Below are 16,962 nucleotides of genomic sequence, written 5' to 3'. Positions count from 1 at the left end.
CATGCTATCCCAGCTTCATGATTTGGGGCTGAGAGGCGGGCGCGGCGGGCGTTCGTCAGGGCATCTAGGGACGGGCCGAAGGCTCGATTGGACAGGGCGTGTTTCTCTCGACCTATGAGAAGCAGCTGGACGGCAAGCGCCGTCTCCTCATCCCCAACGATTTCCGCACGACCGAAAACGGCGCCGCCGGCGGCGTCTTCATCTTTCCTTCGATCGAGGCCGACTGCCTGGAAGCGGGCGGCGACCGCCTGTTCGCCGTCTATGCCGAAATGATCGAAGCCCTGCCGTTCGGCTCCGAGGAGCGTTCGGCGCTGGAGTGGCAGGTGATGGGCGAGCAGGTGCGTCTGGCCTACGATTCCGGCGGTCGGATCACCTTACCCGAGGCGCTGTGCGCCGAGGCGGGTTTGGGCGACACCGTCGTCATCGTCGGCCTGAACGACCGCTTCCAGATCTGGTCGCGCGAGAAATGGGCGGCTCGCCGCGCCGAACAGCGCGCCCTGGCCAAGGCCGGCATGGCCCAGATCGGCGCCCTGAAGCTGGCGGCCCAGATGAAGCTGGCGGGAGGTGGATCGTGACTGACGCTCCCCCCAATTCTCCCCACGCCCCCGTCCTGCTGACCGAGGTGATTGAGGCCCTGGCGCCCGCGCCCGGCGATGTCGTGATCGACGCCACCTTCGGCGCCGGCGGGTATACCCGCGCCATCCTGAAGACCGGCGCCCAGGTTGTCGCCCTGGATCGCGACCCGACGGTCCAGCCGCACGCCGACGCCGTCGCCAGCGACTTCCCCGGTCAGTTCCAGCTGATTCGCACGCCCTTCTCGGGTCTGGCGCAGGCGTTCGCCGACAGCGGCAAGGCGAAGCTGGACGGCGCCGTCTTCGACATCGGCGTCTCTTCAATGCAGCTGGATCAGGCCGAGCGCGGCTTCTCCTTCATGCGCGACGGTCCGCTGGACATGCGCATGTCCGATGAGGGCGCGACCGCCGCCGATATCGTCAACACCTGGGACCACGGTCCCCTGGCCCACATCTTCAAACTGTATGGCGAAGAGCGCCAGTCGGGCCGCGTCGCTACCGCCATCCTGCGTCGTCGCGTCGAACAGCCGTTCACCCGCACCCTGGATCTGGCCGAGGTGGTAGAAAAGGCCTTGGGCGGCCGTCGCGGCGCGCCCATCCATCCGGCGACGCGGGTTTTCCAGGCCCTGCGCATCGCGGTCAACGACGAACTGGGCGAGCTGGAGCGCGGTCTGGAGGCCGCCGAGGCGACGCTCGCCCCCGGCGGGCGTCTGGCCGTCGTCACCTTCCATTCGCTGGAAGATCGCATCGTCAAGGCCTTCCTGACCGAGCGCACCGGCAACAGCCCCGCCGGTTCGCGTCATGCGCCAATGGCCGTCGATCCGCGCAAGCCCAGCTTCACGCTTCAGTTCAAGGGCGCGCGCGAGGCAGGCGACGAAGAGCGTTCCACCAACCCCCGCGCCCGCTCGGCCAAGCTGCGCGCGGCCGTGCGCACCGACGCCCCGGCCTGGGGTCGGATCGATGGGAGAGCGGCGGCATGACCACGGCGCCCTTCTTTACCTATTCCCGCACCGCCCTTCAGCGCCTGTTCGACTGGAAGGTGCGCGGCGTGCGCTGGGTCGAGATCATCGGCGTGGCCCTGGTCGCGATCATGATCGTGTCGGTCTATGCGGCCAAGGCCGCTGCTGCGCGCGAAAGCAGCCGCATCGCCCAGATCGAACAGGACATCCGCGAGAACGGACAGCGCGTCCGCTTGCTGCGCGCCGAGGTCGCCCGGCTGGAGCAGCCCGCGCGTCTGGAAAGCCTGTCGCGCCAGATCGGCATGGCCCCCGTCGCCGTCGCCCGTCAGGCCAAGGAAGGTCAGCTGACCGCCCTGAAGCCCGTCCCCGCTCAACCCGCCGCGTCCGCTCCTGCAGCCGCGCCGGCGCCGGCCGCCGTCGCCGATGACGCGCCCGTCCCAACGCCCTCGCCGGAGCCGGCGCAATGAGCGTTCAGGATCATCGCTACCACCGCCCCGCGCCGGGCGCCGATTTCCAGGAACGGCTGCAAGGCCGCCTGTCGCCCTTCTGGCGCTGGCTGACGGAACTGGTCTGGCGGCTGGAGCACGGCTTCGAGCGCGCCCGCGCCGACGCTCGCCCGGAAGAGGACACGCGCGTCCGCATCTTCCTGATCCTGATCGTCTTTTCCTGCGTCTTCGGCGGCCTGGCCATCGGCGCATCGTATAAGGCCCTGTTCGCCCCGGCCAACGGCCTGGGACGCGGCGTCAATCCGAACGCCCTGGTGCGCGGCGACCTGACGGATCGCAATGGAGAGCTGCTGGCCACCAACATCGTCCACTACGGCCTCTACATCGATCCGGCCGAGATCTGGGATCGCGACCTGGCCTATCGCCAGATCCGCCGCGCCCTGCCGCGCATCTCGGCCGAGCGTCTGAAGAAGGTGCTGGGCGGTGACCGTCGCCTGATCGCCCTGACCGGCCTGACGCCTCAGGAAAAGGCCGCTGTCCACGACCTGGCGCTGGGCGGCGTCACCTTCGAGCCCGAGGACCGCCGCGCCTATCCGTTGGGGACCTCGGCCGTCCATCTGATCGGCGACGCCGACACGGGCGGGCAGGGCGTCTCGGGCGCCGAACTGGCCTTCAACGACGAGATCCGCGCGGCCGGTCAGCGCGGCGAGGCCTTCCCTCTGTCCATCGACCTGCGCGTCCAGGGCGTGCTGGAAAACGAACTGGCCGCCGCCGCGATCAAGAACCAGGCGAAGGGCGCCGTCGGCATCGTCACCGACGTCCAGACCGGCGAGGTGCTGGGCATGGCGTCCTGGCCGACCTTCAACTCGGCTGATCGCGGTGCGGCGCCCGACGGCGCCACGCTGAACCGCGCCGTCTCGGGCCACTACGAAATGGGCTCGGTGTTCAAGACTTTCACCGTCGCCGCCGGCCTCGATACTGGCCGGGCCGACATGACCACCCTCTTCGACGCCTCCCAGGCCTTCCAGATCGGCGATCGCAAGATCAAGGATTTCCACGCCCAGAACCGGGTGATGACGCTGGAAGAGGTCTATCTGCACTCATCCAACATTGGCACGTCGCAACTGGCGGTGCAGATGGGCCCCAACACCATGCGCGACTATTTCCGCCGCCTGGGCCTGCTGGACGCCGCCAAGATCGAGCTGAAGGAATCGGCCAAGCCCGTCGTGCCGCGTCGCTGGGACAACTCGACCCTGGCGTCGCTGTCCTTCGGCTACGGCATCATGATCACCCCGGCCCAGATGGTTCAGGCCATGGGCGCCCTGACCAATGGCGGTCGGATGATCCCGCTGTCGCTGCGCAAGGGCGGCGCCCGCAACGTCCAGCCGCAACAGGTCGTCACCGAAGAGACCTCGCGCGCCATTCTCGACCTGCTGCGTCGCAACGTCGTCAAGGGTTCGGGCGGTTTCGCCGACGCGCCGGGCCTGCGAGTCGGCGGCAAGACGGGCTCGGCCAACAAACTGGTCGGCGGTCGCTATGACCCCAGCCACGCCCTAGGCTCCTTCGCGGCGGTCTTCCCCGTCGATGGCCCGCTGAACGGCAAGCGCTACGCCATCCTGATCGTGATGGACGAGCCGGGGACCTATCCCAAGACCGGCGCCTATGTCGCTGCGCCCGCCGTGCACAATATCGCGGACCGCATCGCCGGCTTCCTGGGCGTCGAACGCCGCGACGACCGCTGGCGCACGGCCTCGGGCGAGAAGATCCCGCAGTATCAGGACGTGGCGGGGGACGGGCTTTGAGCGCGCTTCACCTGTCCGACCTGCTGCGCCGCGACGTGTCCTCGGACCCGGTCATCACCGGCGTCACCGCCGACAGCCGCGAGGTTTCGCCTGGCGCCTTGTTCGTCGCCCTGCCGGGCACGGCCGCCGACGGCCGCGCCTTCATCCCGCAAGCTCTGGCGCAAGGCGCGGCTGCGGTTCTGGCCCCGACCGACACGCCGGATGGCGCGGCGCCCGTTCTGGTCACCTCGGGCGACGTGCGCCGGGCCTACGCCATCGCCGCGCGCGGCTTCTACGGCGCCCAGCCCAAGACCTGCGTCGCCGTCACCGGCACCAACGGCAAGACCTCGGTCGCCACCTTCTGCCGGCAGATCTGGGCCGGGATCGGCCACAAGTCCGCCAGCATGGGCACGCTGGGCGTCATAGGCCAGAAGGGCGTCAAGACCTACGCCCTGACCGGCCCCGGCCTGACCAGCCCCGACGCCGCCGAGGCCGCGCGCCTGATGGCCGAACTGGCCGCCAAGGACGTGACCCACGTCGCGCTGGAGGCCTCGTCCCACGGTATCGATCAGCGCCGCCTGGACGGGGTCGCCCTGAAGGCGGCCGCCTTTACCAACCTGACCCAGGACCATCTCGACTATCACGGCACCATGGCGGACTACCGTTCCGCCAAGATGCGCCTGTTCGAAACCCTGCTGCCGCGCGGCCGCACCGCCGTGCTGAACGCCGATTCCGACGCCTATTCGGTCTTCGCCTCCGCTTCGATCATGGCGGGCCTGGGCGTCATGGGCGTGGGCGAGCGCGGTCGCGACCTGACCCTGATCGGCCGTCGCGCGACGCCGGAGGGCCAGCGTCTGACCATCGACGTGCGCGGCGACATCCGCGAAATCCTGCTGCCCCTGGCCGGCGCGTTTCAGGCGTCCAACGCCCTGGTGGCGGCCGGTCTGTGCATCGCCGCCGGCGATCCTACCGACGCCGTCATCGGCGCGCTGGAAGGCCTGACCGGCGCGCAAGGCCGCCTCCAACGCATAGACGGCGGGCAGGAAGGCCGGGGGGAGGTCTATGTCGACTACGCCCACACGCCCGACGGGCTTGAGACGGTTCTGAACGCGCTGCGTCCGCACGCGACGGGCCGCCTGATCGTCGTCTTCGGCGCCGGCGGCGATCGCGATCGTGGCAAGCGTCCCCTGATGGGCGAGATCGCCGGGCGTCTGGCCGACATCGCCATCGTCACCGACGACAATCCGCGTTCCGAAGACGCCGCCGCCATCCGCGCCCAGGTCCGCGCCGGCTGCCCGGACGGGATCGAGATCGGCGACCGCCGCGCCGCCATCGAGGCCGCCGTCGAAATGATGCGTGACGGGGATGTGGTGGTCATCGCCGGAAAAGGGCATGAACAGGGTCAGATCGTCGCGGGCGTGACCCACCCCTTCGACGACGCCACTGTCGCGTCCGAGGCCCTGTCTCTCTATGCCTGAACACTCCGCCCGCCCGCTCTGGTCGGCCGCCGAAGTCGCCGCCGCCACGGGCGGCGTGCTGCAGGGCGACGACCGCCCGATCACGGGCCTGACCTACAACAGCCGCGAGATCGTCCCCGGCGATCTGTTCCTTGCGCTCAAGGGCGAACGCGACGGGCATCAGTTCGCCAGCGGCGCCTTCGCATCGGGCGCTGCGGCCGCCCTGGTCGAACACCCGGTTGAAGGCGGCCCTTGCGTCGTCGTGCCCGACACCTTGCGCGGCCTCGAAGCCCTGGGCGTCGCCGCCCGCGAGCGCGCGCCCCATGTGAAGCGCGGCGCCGTCACCGGCAGCGTCGGCAAGACCAGCGTCACCCAGGCGATCAAGGCGGGCCTTGATCTGGCGGGTTCAGCGCATGGCTCGATCAAGAGCTACAACAACCACATCGGCGTGCCCCTGACGCTGGCCCGGATGCCGGCCGAGACCCAGCGCGCCGTGTTCGAGATCGGCATGAATGCGCCCGGCGAGATCGCGCCGCTGTCGCGCTTCGTCGCCCCCCACGCCGCCTGCGTCACCACGGTCGGTCCGGTCCATATCGAGGCCTTCGCGGACGGCGAGGCCGGGGTCGCGCGTGAAAAGGCGACCATCTTCCAAGGTCTGGTCCCGGGCGGTGCGGCCGTGGCGAACGGCGACGTCGCCTTCTCGGCTATCCTGTGCGACGCGGCCAAGGCGGTCGGCGCGCGTCTGCTGACGTTCGGATCCGACGCCGGCCATGACGCCCGTCTGCTGGACTTCCGGCCGGACGCCGAGGGCGCGGCGGTCGCCGCCGAACTGTTCGGGCGACGCATCGACTATCGCCTGGCCCAGTCCGGCGCCCACTGGGGCCTGAACAGCCTGTGCGTTCTCTTGATGCTCGACGCCCTGGACGTGTCGCTGGAGACGGGTCTTGAAGCCTTGGCGGGGTTCCAGCCGCTGGCTGGGCGCGGCCAGACCCGCACGGTCACGACGCCGGACGGCGCCTTTACCCTGATCGACGAAAGCTACAACGCCAATCCGCTGTCCATGGCCGCCGGGTTCAAGACCCTGGGCGCGCGCTCGACCTCGGGCCGCCGCGTGGTCGTGCTGACCGACATGCTAGAGCTGGGCGAGCAGAGCCGCGACCTGCATGAAGGCCTCGCCGGCCCCATCGACGCTGCCGGGTTGGACCTGGTCCACGCCGCCGGTCCCGAGATGCGCTGGCTCTACGACGCGCTTCCGGTCTCGCGACGCGGCGTCTGGCGCGCGACGGCGGCGGAACTGGCGGCCGAGGCGGCCCTACTGGTCGCGCCCGGCGACATCGTCATGGTCAAGGGTTCGAACGGCTCCAAGGCCTCGCTGGTGGCCCAAGCCTTGGCGAACCTCAGTCGCGCCGAAGGCGTCCCCTCAAGCAGTGACGCCCCGCGGGCGTCGCGGTAGGGAAGAAACATGTTCTATCTGCTCTATCTCTACTACGCCGACGTGGCGCACCAGTATCCGCTGCTGAACCTGGTTCAGTACCAGACGGTGCGCGTGGCCCTCGCCATGGCCACCGCCATGATCGTCGCCGTCGCCATGGGCAGCCGCTTCATCAACTGGATCCGCGCCAAACAGGGCCGGGGCCAGCCGATCCGCGACGACGGCCCGGTGTCCCACCTGTCCAAGGTCGGCACCCCGACCATGGGCGGTCTGATGATCCTGGCCGGCATCGGCGTGGCGGTGCTGCTCTGGGGCGACCTGACCAACCCCTACATCTGGATCGTCAGCTTCGTGACGGCGGCCTTCGGCGTGCTGGGCTTCATCGACGACTACGCCAAGGTGACCAAACAGACCTCGGCCGGCCTGACCTCGAAACAGAAGCTCCTGGCCCAGACCGTCGTTGCCGTCGTCGCCGGCGTCCTGACCGTGCTGTGGATGACCGTCTCGCCGACCTCGCCGGGGCTTGAGACGTCGATCGCCTTCCCCTTCTTCAAGGCCGTGCTGCTGAACATCGGGTGGTTCTATGTGGCGTTCGCGGCCTTCACCATCGTCGGCTTCTCCAATGCGGTGAACTTGACGGACGGTCTGGACGGTCTGGCGACCGTGCCGGTGATGATGGCGGCGGGCGCGTTCGGCGTGATCAGCTACCTCGCCGGCAACTTCGTCTTCGCCCAGTATCTTCAGGTCCACCACGTGCCTGGTGCGGGCGAATTGGCCATCTTCTGCGCGGCCATGATCGGCGGGGGCGCGGGCTTCCTCTGGTACAATGCCCCGCCGGCCAAGATCTTCATGGGCGACACCGGTTCGCTGGCTCTGGGCGGCGCTTTGGGCGCCATCGCCGTCACCACCAAGCACGAACTGGTCCTGGGCATCGTCGGCGGCCTGTTCGTCATGGAGGCCGCCTCGGTCATGATCCAGGTCGGCTATTACAAGCTGACCAAGAAGCGTATCTTCCTGATGGCGCCGGTTCACCACCATTTCGAGAAGATGGGCTGGCCGGAATCTACCGTCGTCATCCGCTTCTGGATCATCGCCGGCGCCCTGGCCCTGCTGGGCCTGTCCACGCTGAAGCTGCGCTGATCCGATGATCCCCGTTCCTGGCTTTGAAGGCAGGCGGGTCGCGGTCTTCGGCCTGGGACGGTCGGGGATCACAGCCGCACGCGCCCTTCAGGCCGGGGGCGCGATCCCGATCCTGTGGGACGACGGCGAGGCCGGCCGCGCGCAGGCGAAAGGCGAGGGCTTCACGGTCGAGGACCTGGCCGCCGCCGACTGGTCCGACTTCGCCGCCCTGGTTCTGTCGCCCGGCGCACCGCTGACCCATCCCAGGCCGCACTGGACCGTGGACCTGGCCCGCTCGGCCGGCGTGCTCGTCCTCGGCGACATCGAACTGTTCGCCCGCGCCCTGGCCGACCGGCCGAAGGATCAGCGGCCGCGCGTCGTCGCCATCACCGGCACCAACGGCAAGTCCACCACCACCGCCCTGATCGGCTGGGTGCTGAAGTCGGCGGGCCTGACGGTCCACGTCGGCGGCAATATCGGCGTCGGCGTCCTGGCCTTGCCCGAACCGACGCCCGACGCCGTCTATGTGATCGAGGTCTCCAGCTATCAGCTGGACCTGACCACGACCTTCGCCCCTGATGTCGCCATCCTGACCAACATCAGCCCCGACCACCTGGACCGCCACGGCGGCATGGACGGCTATGTCGCGGCCAAGGCGCGGATATTCGCCAATCAGGGACCGGATGGTGTGGCCCTGGTGGGCGTGGACGATACCTGGGGGCAGGGGGTCGCATCTGAACGCTCCGAGCGCGTCATCGCTATTTCCTCCTCCGCTCATCCCCGCGAAGGCGGGGACCCAGGGCTTTCGTCAGGAGATGATGCCGAGGATCAACGTCTTGCCCCATCCCTACCGGTGGAGCGCCCACAAAACTGGGTCCCCGCCTTCGCGGGGATGAGCGGCATCAAGGCTGTCCCCGGCGCGATCTGGAGCGAAGGTCGCAAACTCGTAAACCTCTCCACCGCGCGCTCGCTTCCCGGCCGTCACAACGCCCAGAACGCCGCCTTCGCCTATGCAACCGCCCGCGCGCTCGGCGTCTCGCACGACGCCGCCGTGGCCGGCCTGCTGTCCTTCCCTGGCCTGGCCCACCGTATGGAGGCGGTCGGCCGCCTCGGCTCCGTGCGATTCATCAACGATTCCAAGGCCACCAACGCCGACGCCGCGCGTCAGGCCCTGGCCTCCTACCGTTCCGTCTTCTGGATCGCCGGCGGCGTGCCCAAGGCCGGCGGCATCGCGGACCTGGCCGACCTCTTCCCCCACATCGCCAAGGCCTATCTGATCGGCGACGCGGCCCCGGCCTTCGCCGAAACACTTGCTGACACGCCCCACGTCATCGCCCACACCCTCGACGCCGCCGTGGCCGCCGCCGCCGCCGATGCGGCCTCTGCCGGCGGCGACCAGATCGTCCTCCTGTCCCCCGCCTGCGCCAGCTTCGATCAGTTCAAGGACTTCGAGGCGCGTGGAGAGGCCTTCCGCGCCGCCGTCTTGGCCCTCGGCGCCGTCCCGGAAACCGCGTCATGAGCGCTCCCTACACCCCCGCCTTTTCTCGCAACGACCAAAGCCATGTGGCCCAGTGGTTCTGGACCGTGGATCGCGGCCTGCTGGGTGCGGCGCTCGCGCTGATGGCTCTGGGCGTGGCGCTCAGCTTCGCCTCCAGCCCCGCCGCCATCCTGGCCGATGAATCGATCACCGACCCCTTCCACTATTCCTGGCGGATGATGGTCTTTTCGGGCGTGGGGCTCAGCATCATGCTGACGACCTCGCTGATGTCGCCGCGCGGCGTGCGGCGCATCGCGGTCCTGGCCCTGTTCGGGGCCATCGTCGTGATGATGGCCTTGCCGTTCATCGGCGACACGGTGAAAGGGGCCGCCCGCTGGGTGAACTTTGGCCCCTTCAGCCTGCAACCGTCCGAGTTCGCCAAGCCCGGCCTGATCGTCTTCGCCGCCTGGATGTTCGCCGAGGCGCAAAAGGGCCAGGGGGTGCCCGGCGTCACCATCGCCTTCGGCTTCTACGCCCTGACCGTCTCGCTGCTGCTGATCCAGCCCGACATCGGCCAGACGCTGCTGATCACCACCACCTTCATGGCCGTCTTCTTCATGGCGGGCGTGCCGTTCAAATGGATGGCGGTTCTGGCCAGCTTGGGCATGGCGGGGCTGGTGTCGTTGTATTTCGTCTTCGGACACATGCGCGACCGCCTCAGCCGCTTCTTCTCGCCCGAAACCACCGACACCCACCAGATCGACAGCGCGTCCGAGGCCATCCGCGCCGGCGGCCTGCTGGGCCGGGGCATCGGCGAGGGCGTGATGAAGCGCCGCGTGCCCGACCTGCACACCGACTTCATCTATTCCGTCGGCGCCGAGGAGTTCGGTCTGATCCTCAGCCTGATCATGATCAGCCTCTACGCCTTCATCGTCATTCGCGGCATGCGCCGGGCCATGAAGCTGACCGACCCGTTCGAACAGACGGCGGCGGCGGGCCTGTTCATGCTGATCGGGCTTCAGGCCTGCATCAACGTCGCGGTGAACCTGAACCTGATCCCGACCAAGGGCATGACGTTGCCCTTCATCAGCTACGGCGGCTCCTCCATGCTGGCCATGGGCCTGACCATGGGCTTTGCCCTGGCCCTGACGCGACGCCGCCCCGGCGCCTACGAACCCGGCGCCAGCCTGACCATGGGCCGGCGGTTGCTGTAGTTCTCTTTCGTCGTCCCTCGATCTCGTTACGCCAGTCGTAGGAGGACGAAAGAGCGGTTAGCCAGCCTTCTTTGACGAAAACATGCGGATGATTTCCGTCGCTTACCGCTCGCGATCGACCGTCTCCTGCCCACGCTGCAAAACCGTGCGATCCTGTCGCCGCCCCATTCCTCGCCGCACCGTTCCTGTCCGACATTAGACAGATTAGACGAATTAGACGGTGTTTTTGCCTGCCCACCGTCTGAACTTCAGACTATTCAGACCCTCTTTTTCGGAGCCTCGCCCATGACCAAGCTCTGCGTCGTCGCCGCCGGCGGCACCGGCGGCCATATGTTCCCGGCCGAGGCGCTGGCGCGCGAGATGGCGGCGCGCGGCTGGCGCGTGGTGCTGGCGACCGATCACCGGGGCGAACAATACGCCCACGCCTTTCCCGCCGAGGAACGGCTGGCGCTGGACGCCGCCACCGGCTCCGGCCCGCTGGGCCTGATCAAGGCCGGCGTCGCCATCTTCAAGGGCGTGGTTCAGGCGCGAACGGCCTTCGACCGGCTGGGCGCCGATGTCGTCGTCGGCTTCGGTGGCTATCCGTCCGCCCCGGCTCTGGTCGCCGCCGTCACGTCCCAGCGACCGACGGTGATCCATGAACAGAACGCGGTCCTGGGCCGCACCAACCGCCTCCTGGCCCCCTATGTCGGTCAGGTCGCTTCATCCTTCCCGACGCTCGAACGCGCGCCGGCCAGGGTCCAGGGCCGCTCGCACGTCGTCGGCTCGCCGGTGCGGTCCGAGATCCGCGCCCTGTTCGACCGCCCCTATGTCGCCCCCGCCGCCGACGGCCCGATCCATCTGCTGGTCACCGGCGGCAGCCAGGGCGCCCGCATCCTGTCTGAGACCACGCCCCGCGCGCTGGCCGCCCTGCCGGAAGCCCTGCGTCGCCGCCTGAAGGTGCAGCAGCAGTCCCGCCCCGAGACGCTGGAGGCCGCCCGCCAGATCTATCTGGAGGCCGGGATTGAGGCCGAGGTCGCCCCCTTCTTCCGCGACATGGCTGAACGGCTGTCCAGGGCCCATCTGGTCGTCGGCCGCTCCGGCGCCTCGACCTGCGCCGAACTGGCGGTCGCAGCCCTGCCGTCCGTCCTGATCCCGCTGAAGATCGCCACCGACGACCACCAGCGCCTGAACGCCAAGGCCCTGACCGATGCGGGCGCGGCCGAGGTCATCCTGGAAGACGACCTGACCGTCGATCGCCTGGCCTCGACCCTGACCGGCGTCCTGTCCGACCCGGCGCGCCTGTCGGCCATGTCCGCCGCCGCCCGCAGCGTTGCCATCCCCGACGCCGCCCAACGCCTGGCCGACCTCGTCGAGGCGACGGCGGGACGTGCATAATGTCTCCTCCCCACGTGTGGGGAGGGGGACCGCGTAGCGGTGGAGGGGTTTTCGCGCCGAACGAACCCCTCCGTCACGGCGCGAAGGGCGCGCCGCGCCACCTCCCCATCGCTTCGCGACAGGGAGGAGACATCAACCCTCTCGGCCCTGACGCGTTAGGAAGCTCATGCCTCCCGAAATCATCGCCGTCACCCGCCAGATCCGCGCCCTGTGGCATCGGTTCGACTGGCTGCCCGAATGGGCGGTCATCGGCCTGGTCCTGCTGGTCTTCGTCGGCGGCGGCTGGCTGACGCACAAGATCGTCTTCGCCATCCTGCGTCGCGTCGTTCGGAACAAGGATCTCTTCTGGCGCGGCGTGGTCGAACGCGCCCGGGTCAAGCTGCGCGTCCTGATCATCATCATCGGCATCGGCATCGGCGTGACCGTCTCGCCGATGGATCCCGGCCCGTCCGAGGATATCCGCAGCGCCCTGCTGTTCCTGTTCATCCTGACCCTCGGCTGGATGGCGTCGGGCGTGCTCGACATGTGGTCGGTCATGCATCTCAAGCGGTACAATATCGCCGTCGAGGACAATCTGCTGGCCAGGAAGCACCTGACCCAGACCCGCATCCTGCAGCGGGTGGCCAAGGTCGTGCTGTTCATCGTCACCGTGGGCCTGGCCCTGATGACCATCGCCGGTTTCCGTCAGTGGGGCGTCAGCCTGCTGGCCTCGGCCGGCGTCGTCGGCATCATCGCCGGTCTGGCGCTTCAGCCGATCCTGACGAACATGGTCGCCGGCATCCAGATCGCCCTGACCCAGCCCATCCGCCTGGATGACGCCGTCATCGTCGAGAACGAGTGGGGCAATGTCGAGGAAATCACCTCGACCTATGTGGTGGTCAAGCTGTGGGACTGGCGCCGGATGGTGCTGCCCCTGTCCTACTTCATCACCAAGCCCTTCCAGAACTGGACGCGCGAGAACGCCCGTCTGATCGGCGTCGCCTTCTTCTACGTGGACTACGAAGCGCCCATCGACCGGCTGCGCACCGCCTTCGAGGGCATCGTCAAGGCGTCCAAACACTGGGACGGCGACGTGCAGGTGATGCAGGTCACCGACATCACCGAACGCGTGCTTCAGGTGCGCTGCCTGGCCAGCGCCCGCTCGGCCCCGGTCGCCTTCGACCTGCGCTGCGAGATCCGCGAGAAGCTGATGGCCTTCATGCGCGACGAATGCCGCGAGGCCCTGCCGCGCGACCGTATCGAATGGCCACAAGGGTCGGACAAGCCCGCCGAGGGGGCGGTCAGTCCGCCAGCGCCCTTTGTCCCTGGCTGATGGCCTGCTCCAGCGTCAGCGCCTGGGCCGGCCGTTCGGCTCCGCAGGCGATAGCCAGCAGCTCGGCTGCATCCCCGCCCGGCGCGGCGTCATAGGCGGGGGCGGCGTCGGGCGTCGCCGGCCCTTCCGTCCCGTCCGCCTTCAAAGAGGAGAAGTCCAACCGATCCGCCGTCCTCGCGCGGCAGTCGAACGCCCACCGCGACCAGCCCCCGACATAGGTCACATCTCCGACCTTGAACCCGGCCTCGGTCACCTGCAGCTCCCGCATCCGCGCCACGTCGCCCTCGCGTTTGATCGAGGCCACGTCGGCATAGATGGCGAACCGTCCCACGCCGGTCAGGACCATCTGCGGATCGGCGAGCGCGAGCAGCAGGGCGATCATGCGACCAGGGTCTCCGCCTGTTTCAGGTCCACGCTGACCAACTGGCTCATGCCGCGTTCGGGCATGGTGACGCCGTACAGCCGGTCCATCCGGCTCATGGTCACGGGGTTGTGGGTGATGACGATGAAGCGGGTGTCGGTGCGGCTGCGCATCTCGTGCAGCATCCGGCAGAAGCGGTCGACGTTGGCGTCGTCCAGCGGCGCGTCCACCTCGTCCAGCACGCAGACGGGCGCGGGGTTGGCCAGGAAGACGCCGAAGATCAGGGCCGCCGCCGTCAGCGCCTGCTCGCCGCCGCTCATCAGGCTCATGACCGACAGCCGCTTGCCGGGCGGGCAGGCGTAGATCTCAAGCCCCGCCTCCAGCGGGTCGTCGCTCTCGACCAGCTTCAGCTCCGCCTGGCCCCCGCCGAACAGGGCCTCGAACAGGGTCTTGAAGTTGGCGTTGATCACGTCGAACGCCGCCACCAGTCGCTCGCGGCCCTCGGCGTTCAGCTCGTCGATGCCGTCGCGCAGCTTGGCGATCGCCTGGGTCAGGTCGATCCGTTCCGACTTCATGCTGTTCAACCGCTCGCCGTATTCGACCGCCTCGTCCTCGGCGCGCAGGTTGACGGCCCCCAAGGCCTCGCGTTCGCGCTCCAGCCCGTAGAGCAGGCTCTCGGCGCCGGCGGCGTCGGGCGGGCGGGCGATGGCGTCGTCGGTCAGCTTCTGACCCAGTTCCTGCGGCGACATCTGCGCCGTTTCGCGCAGGGTGGTCTCGGCCTCGGCCAGCTTCTCGGCGGCGGCCTCGGCGCGGGCGGACAGGCCGGCGCGGGCCTCGCGGGCCTGCGACGCGGCGGTCTCGGCGGCGCGAGACGCGCGGTCGGCCTCGGTCGCCTCAGTCTCGGCGACGGCCATGGCGTCCGACGCCGCCTGTTTCCTCTGTTCGGCGCCGACCAGCGTGTCCAGCAGCTTGCCGCGCTGTTCGGCGAAGCCCTGGGGCGCGACCTCGGCCTGCTTCAGCAGGGCGGCCGTCCGGTCGGCGTCCTTGGCCAGGGCGCCGACGCGGCCGGCGCTGTCCCTGGACCGCGTGACCCAGCCTTCACGCGCGCGGGTCAGGCTGCCCAGCCGCTGCTCGCGACCCTGGCGATCGCGGGCCTCGGCGTCGCGGTCCGACCGGGCGGTCTGGGCGGTGGTGCGGGCCGCGTCGGCCGTGGAGCGGGCGGCGGTCAGTTCGTCGCGCAGGCCGGCGATCGTCTCGGACGGGGCGTCGGTGGTCTGGGCGGCGTCCAGGGCGGCTTGCGCCTCGGCTGCGTCGGCCGCCAGCCGGCTCACGGTGTCGTCCAGCGCCTGGGCGCGGGCCTCGCGGCGGGCCTGCTCGCGGGCCAGGGTTTCCACGCGGTCGCGGGCGGCGGTCACGGCCTTGTCGGCGGCGAAGGGCTTCAGGCGCGCGGCCTTGACCGTCTCTTCGGCGGCGCGAAAGGCTTCCGTCGCCGACTTCTGGGCCGCCTGCGCCTGATCCAGCGCCGGTCTGCCCTTGTCGATCTCGGCCTCCAGCTCGGCCAGGCGCGTGCGCTGTGCCAGCCGCACGGCGGCCGGGCGCGGCGCCTCGGCGCGGCTGACGAACCCGTCCCAGCGATAGAGGTCGCCCTCGACCGTCACCAGGCGCGCGCCGGGAGGCAGAAGTCCGGCCAGCCGGACCGCCTCGGCCTTCGGCGCCACGCCGCAAAGAGCGAGGCGCGCGGTCAACTGTGCCGGCGCCTGAACATGATCCGAAAGCGGCGTGATACCGGCGGGCCAGGACGGGGGGCGCGCATCCGCCCCGCCCCAGTAGGCGGCGGCTTTGGCGTCCAGCGCCGCGTCCAGATCGTCACCCAAGGCGGCGGCCAGGGCGGCCTCATAACCCTTGTCGGCCCGCACCTTGTCCAGAGCCGGAGGATGGTCACGCTTGCCGGTGACCAGCAGTTGGGCCAGGCCGCGCGCCTCGGTCTGAAGCCGGCCCAACCGGTCCTCTGCGGCGCGGGCGGCGGTCCGTGCCTCCTGTTCGGCGCGGGCCAGTTCGCCGCGTGTCGCCTCGGCCGCCTCGACGGCGTCGCGCGCCGCGGCAAGGTCGGCCTGCGCCGCTTCCAGCGCCTGACGGGCGGTTTCCAGCTCGGGCGTTTCCAGCGGCCCTAGAGCCTCGCGTTCGCGCCGGGCCTGATCGTGCTGGGCGGTGACGCGGGTCAGCCGGGCCTCGGCGTCGCGCTTGCGGGCCGTCTCGGCATTGGCGCGGGCCTCGACGGCGGCCAGCATCCCCGCCAGCCGTTCGACCTCGCCGTCGGCGGCCTTGCGGGCGTCCTCGGCGGCCGCCAGGGCCATGTCCAATTCGGGGCCGCGTTCGGGGGCGGCGGCGATCTCGGCCTTCAGCCGGCTCAGTTCGTTGTCGAGCCGGTCCAGTTCGCGCTGGGCGTCGGCGGCCATGCCGTCTTCGCGCGCGGCGTCGGCGGCGATGCGGGCGGCCTCGGCCTTGAGGCGATCCACTTCCGCACGGGCCGCCTGTTCAGCCATGTCCAGCCGATCGCGCTCCAGGCTGGCGCGGTGCAGCAGAGCGGAGGCGACGGCGTCCTCTTCCCGCGCGGGCTTCAAAGCGTCCTGAGCGGACAGGGCGGCCGTCTGTGCGGCGGCGGCGGCGGTCGTGGTGTCGGCCACCGCCCGGTCGGCCTCGCGCAGTTCGGCGGCGGCGGCCTCTGCGGCCAGACGCGCGTCGTTCCAACGCACATACAGCAGGGCGGCCTGAAGGGCGCGGATCTCTGCCGAGATCTTCTTGTACTTCTCGGCTTGGCGGGCTTCGCGCTTCAGCCGGTTCAGCGCCGTCTCCAGCTCGCGGCCGATGTCGTCCAGCCGGTCCAGGTTGGTCTCGGCGGCTTTGAGGCGCAGCTCGGCCTCGTGCCGACGGGTGTGCAGACCGGCGACGCCGCCCGCCTCTTCCAGAATGCGCCGGCGGTTCTGCGGCTTGGCGGCGATCAGTTCCGAAATCTGGCCCTGACGCACCAGGGCGGGCGAGTTGGCGCCGGTCGAGGCGTCGGCGAACAGCAGCTGCACATCGCGGGCGCGCACCTCCTTGCCGTTGATGCGGTAGGTCGAGCCCTGACCCCGGTCGATGCGGCGCGACACCTCCAGCACGGGGCTGTCGGTGAAGGGCTGGGGCGCGCGGCGTTGCGCGTTGTCGATGGTCAGGCTGACTTCGGCGTGGCTGCGCGGGGGACGGCCGGCCGCTCCGGCGAAGATGACGTCGTCCATGCCCTGGCCGCGCATGGCCTTGGCTGAGTTGGCGCCCATGACCCAGCGCAGGCTTTCAAGGACGTTGGACTTGCCGCAGCCGTTCGGGCCGACGACGCCGGTCAGGCCGGATTCGATGTGCACCTCCGCCGGATCGACGAACGACTTAAAGCCGACGAGCCGGAGGCGCTGGAACTGCAT

Annotated in this window: 13 protein-coding genes; 11 read left to right on the top strand and 2 right to left on the bottom strand. The window is 69.6% G+C overall.

From position 1 onward, the window contains the following. Positions 1 to 98 precede the first annotated feature (98 nt). The 11 genes from QRN13_RS14690 to QRN13_RS02585 all read left to right on the top strand — a co-directional run bounded on the left by QRN13_RS14690 (position 99) and on the right by QRN13_RS02585 (position 13,146). Entirely contained in the window at positions 99 to 575 is a 477-nt protein-coding gene (locus tag QRN13_RS14690) for a division/cell wall cluster transcriptional repressor MraZ (RefSeq protein ID WP_017504538.1), read from the top strand. Then, the gene (gene rsmH / locus QRN13_RS02630; protein WP_284876735.1) at positions 572 to 1,552 is read left to right on the top strand and encodes a 16S rRNA (cytosine(1402)-N(4))-methyltransferase RsmH; all 981 of its coding nucleotides are present in this window, start codon (positions 572 to 574) and stop codon (positions 1,550 to 1,552) included. Before QRN13_RS14690 ends, rsmH begins: the two co-directional genes overlap by 4 nt. Continuing rightward, positions 1,549 to 1,998 carry a cell division protein FtsL gene (ftsL, locus tag QRN13_RS02625; RefSeq protein WP_017504536.1) on the top strand — a complete coding sequence of 150 codons (450 nt, stop codon included), beginning with the start codon at positions 1,549 to 1,551 and terminating at the stop codon, positions 1,996 to 1,998. The genes rsmH and ftsL overlap by 4 nt, the downstream gene beginning before the upstream one ends. After that, the gene (locus tag QRN13_RS02620; protein WP_284876734.1) at positions 1,995 to 3,779 is read left to right on the top strand and encodes a peptidoglycan D,D-transpeptidase FtsI family protein; all 1,785 of its coding nucleotides are present in this window, start codon (positions 1,995 to 1,997) and stop codon (positions 3,777 to 3,779) included. Before ftsL ends, QRN13_RS02620 begins: the two co-directional genes overlap by 4 nt. After that, complete coding sequence (locus QRN13_RS02615) at positions 3,776 to 5,236, top strand: UDP-N-acetylmuramoyl-L-alanyl-D-glutamate--2,6-diaminopimelate ligase (RefSeq protein WP_284876733.1); 1,461 nt, start codon at positions 3,776 to 3,778, stop codon at positions 5,234 to 5,236. Before QRN13_RS02620 ends, QRN13_RS02615 begins: the two co-directional genes overlap by 4 nt. Then, positions 5,229 to 6,668, top strand: a complete 1,440-nt coding sequence (locus QRN13_RS02610) for a UDP-N-acetylmuramoyl-tripeptide--D-alanyl-D-alanine ligase (protein WP_284876732.1) — start codon at positions 5,229 to 5,231, stop codon at positions 6,666 to 6,668. The genes QRN13_RS02615 and QRN13_RS02610 overlap by 8 nt, the downstream gene beginning before the upstream one ends. Positions 6,669 to 6,677: 9 nt before the next feature. Further along, positions 6,678 to 7,787: a phospho-N-acetylmuramoyl-pentapeptide-transferase gene (gene mraY, locus QRN13_RS02605; protein WP_017504532.1), complete on the top strand. Its 1,110-nt coding sequence runs from the start codon at positions 6,678 to 6,680 to the stop codon at positions 7,785 to 7,787. A gap of 4 nt (positions 7,788 to 7,791) precedes the next feature. Next, complete coding sequence (gene murD, locus QRN13_RS02600; RefSeq protein ID WP_284876731.1) at positions 7,792 to 9,285, top strand: UDP-N-acetylmuramoyl-L-alanine--D-glutamate ligase; 1,494 nt, start codon at positions 7,792 to 7,794, stop codon at positions 9,283 to 9,285. Beyond that, positions 9,282 to 10,457, top strand: coding sequence for a peptidoglycan glycosyltransferase FtsW (locus QRN13_RS02595; protein ID WP_055805836.1), 1,176 nt, complete (start codon positions 9,282 to 9,284; stop codon positions 10,455 to 10,457). The genes murD and QRN13_RS02595 overlap by 4 nt, the downstream gene beginning before the upstream one ends. Before the next feature lie 285 nt (positions 10,458 to 10,742). Beyond that, positions 10,743 to 11,834, top strand: a complete 1,092-nt coding sequence (murG, locus tag QRN13_RS02590; protein ID WP_284876730.1) for an undecaprenyldiphospho-muramoylpentapeptide beta-N-acetylglucosaminyltransferase — start codon at positions 10,743 to 10,745, stop codon at positions 11,832 to 11,834. A 166-nt stretch (positions 11,835 to 12,000) separates the two neighbouring features. Continuing rightward, positions 12,001 to 13,146 carry a mechanosensitive ion channel family protein gene (locus QRN13_RS02585; protein WP_091749403.1) on the top strand — a complete coding sequence of 382 codons (1,146 nt, stop codon included), beginning with the start codon at positions 12,001 to 12,003 and terminating at the stop codon, positions 13,144 to 13,146. On the opposite strand, the gene QRN13_RS02580 is transcribed toward QRN13_RS02585, so the two are convergent. Both QRN13_RS02580 and smc read right to left on the bottom strand, forming a co-directional pair. Then, on the bottom strand, positions 13,115 to 13,528 hold the full coding sequence (locus tag QRN13_RS02580) for a surface-adhesin E family protein (protein WP_284876729.1): 414 nt from the start codon (positions 13,526 to 13,528) through the stop codon (positions 13,115 to 13,117). The two genes, QRN13_RS02585 and QRN13_RS02580, sit on opposite strands and share 32 nt — an antisense overlap. Continuing rightward, the gene (smc, locus tag QRN13_RS02575; protein ID WP_284876728.1) at positions 13,525 to 16,962 is read right to left on the bottom strand and encodes a chromosome segregation protein SMC; all 3,438 of its coding nucleotides are present in this window, start codon (positions 16,960 to 16,962) and stop codon (positions 13,525 to 13,527) included. Before smc ends, QRN13_RS02580 begins: the two co-directional genes overlap by 4 nt.

The sequence above is a fragment of the Brevundimonas sp. MEB006b genome (genome assembly GCF_030209705.1).
GTDB lineage: Bacteria > Pseudomonadota > Alphaproteobacteria > Caulobacterales > Caulobacteraceae > Brevundimonas.
This window is presented reverse-complemented; position numbering and strand designations above follow the sequence as displayed.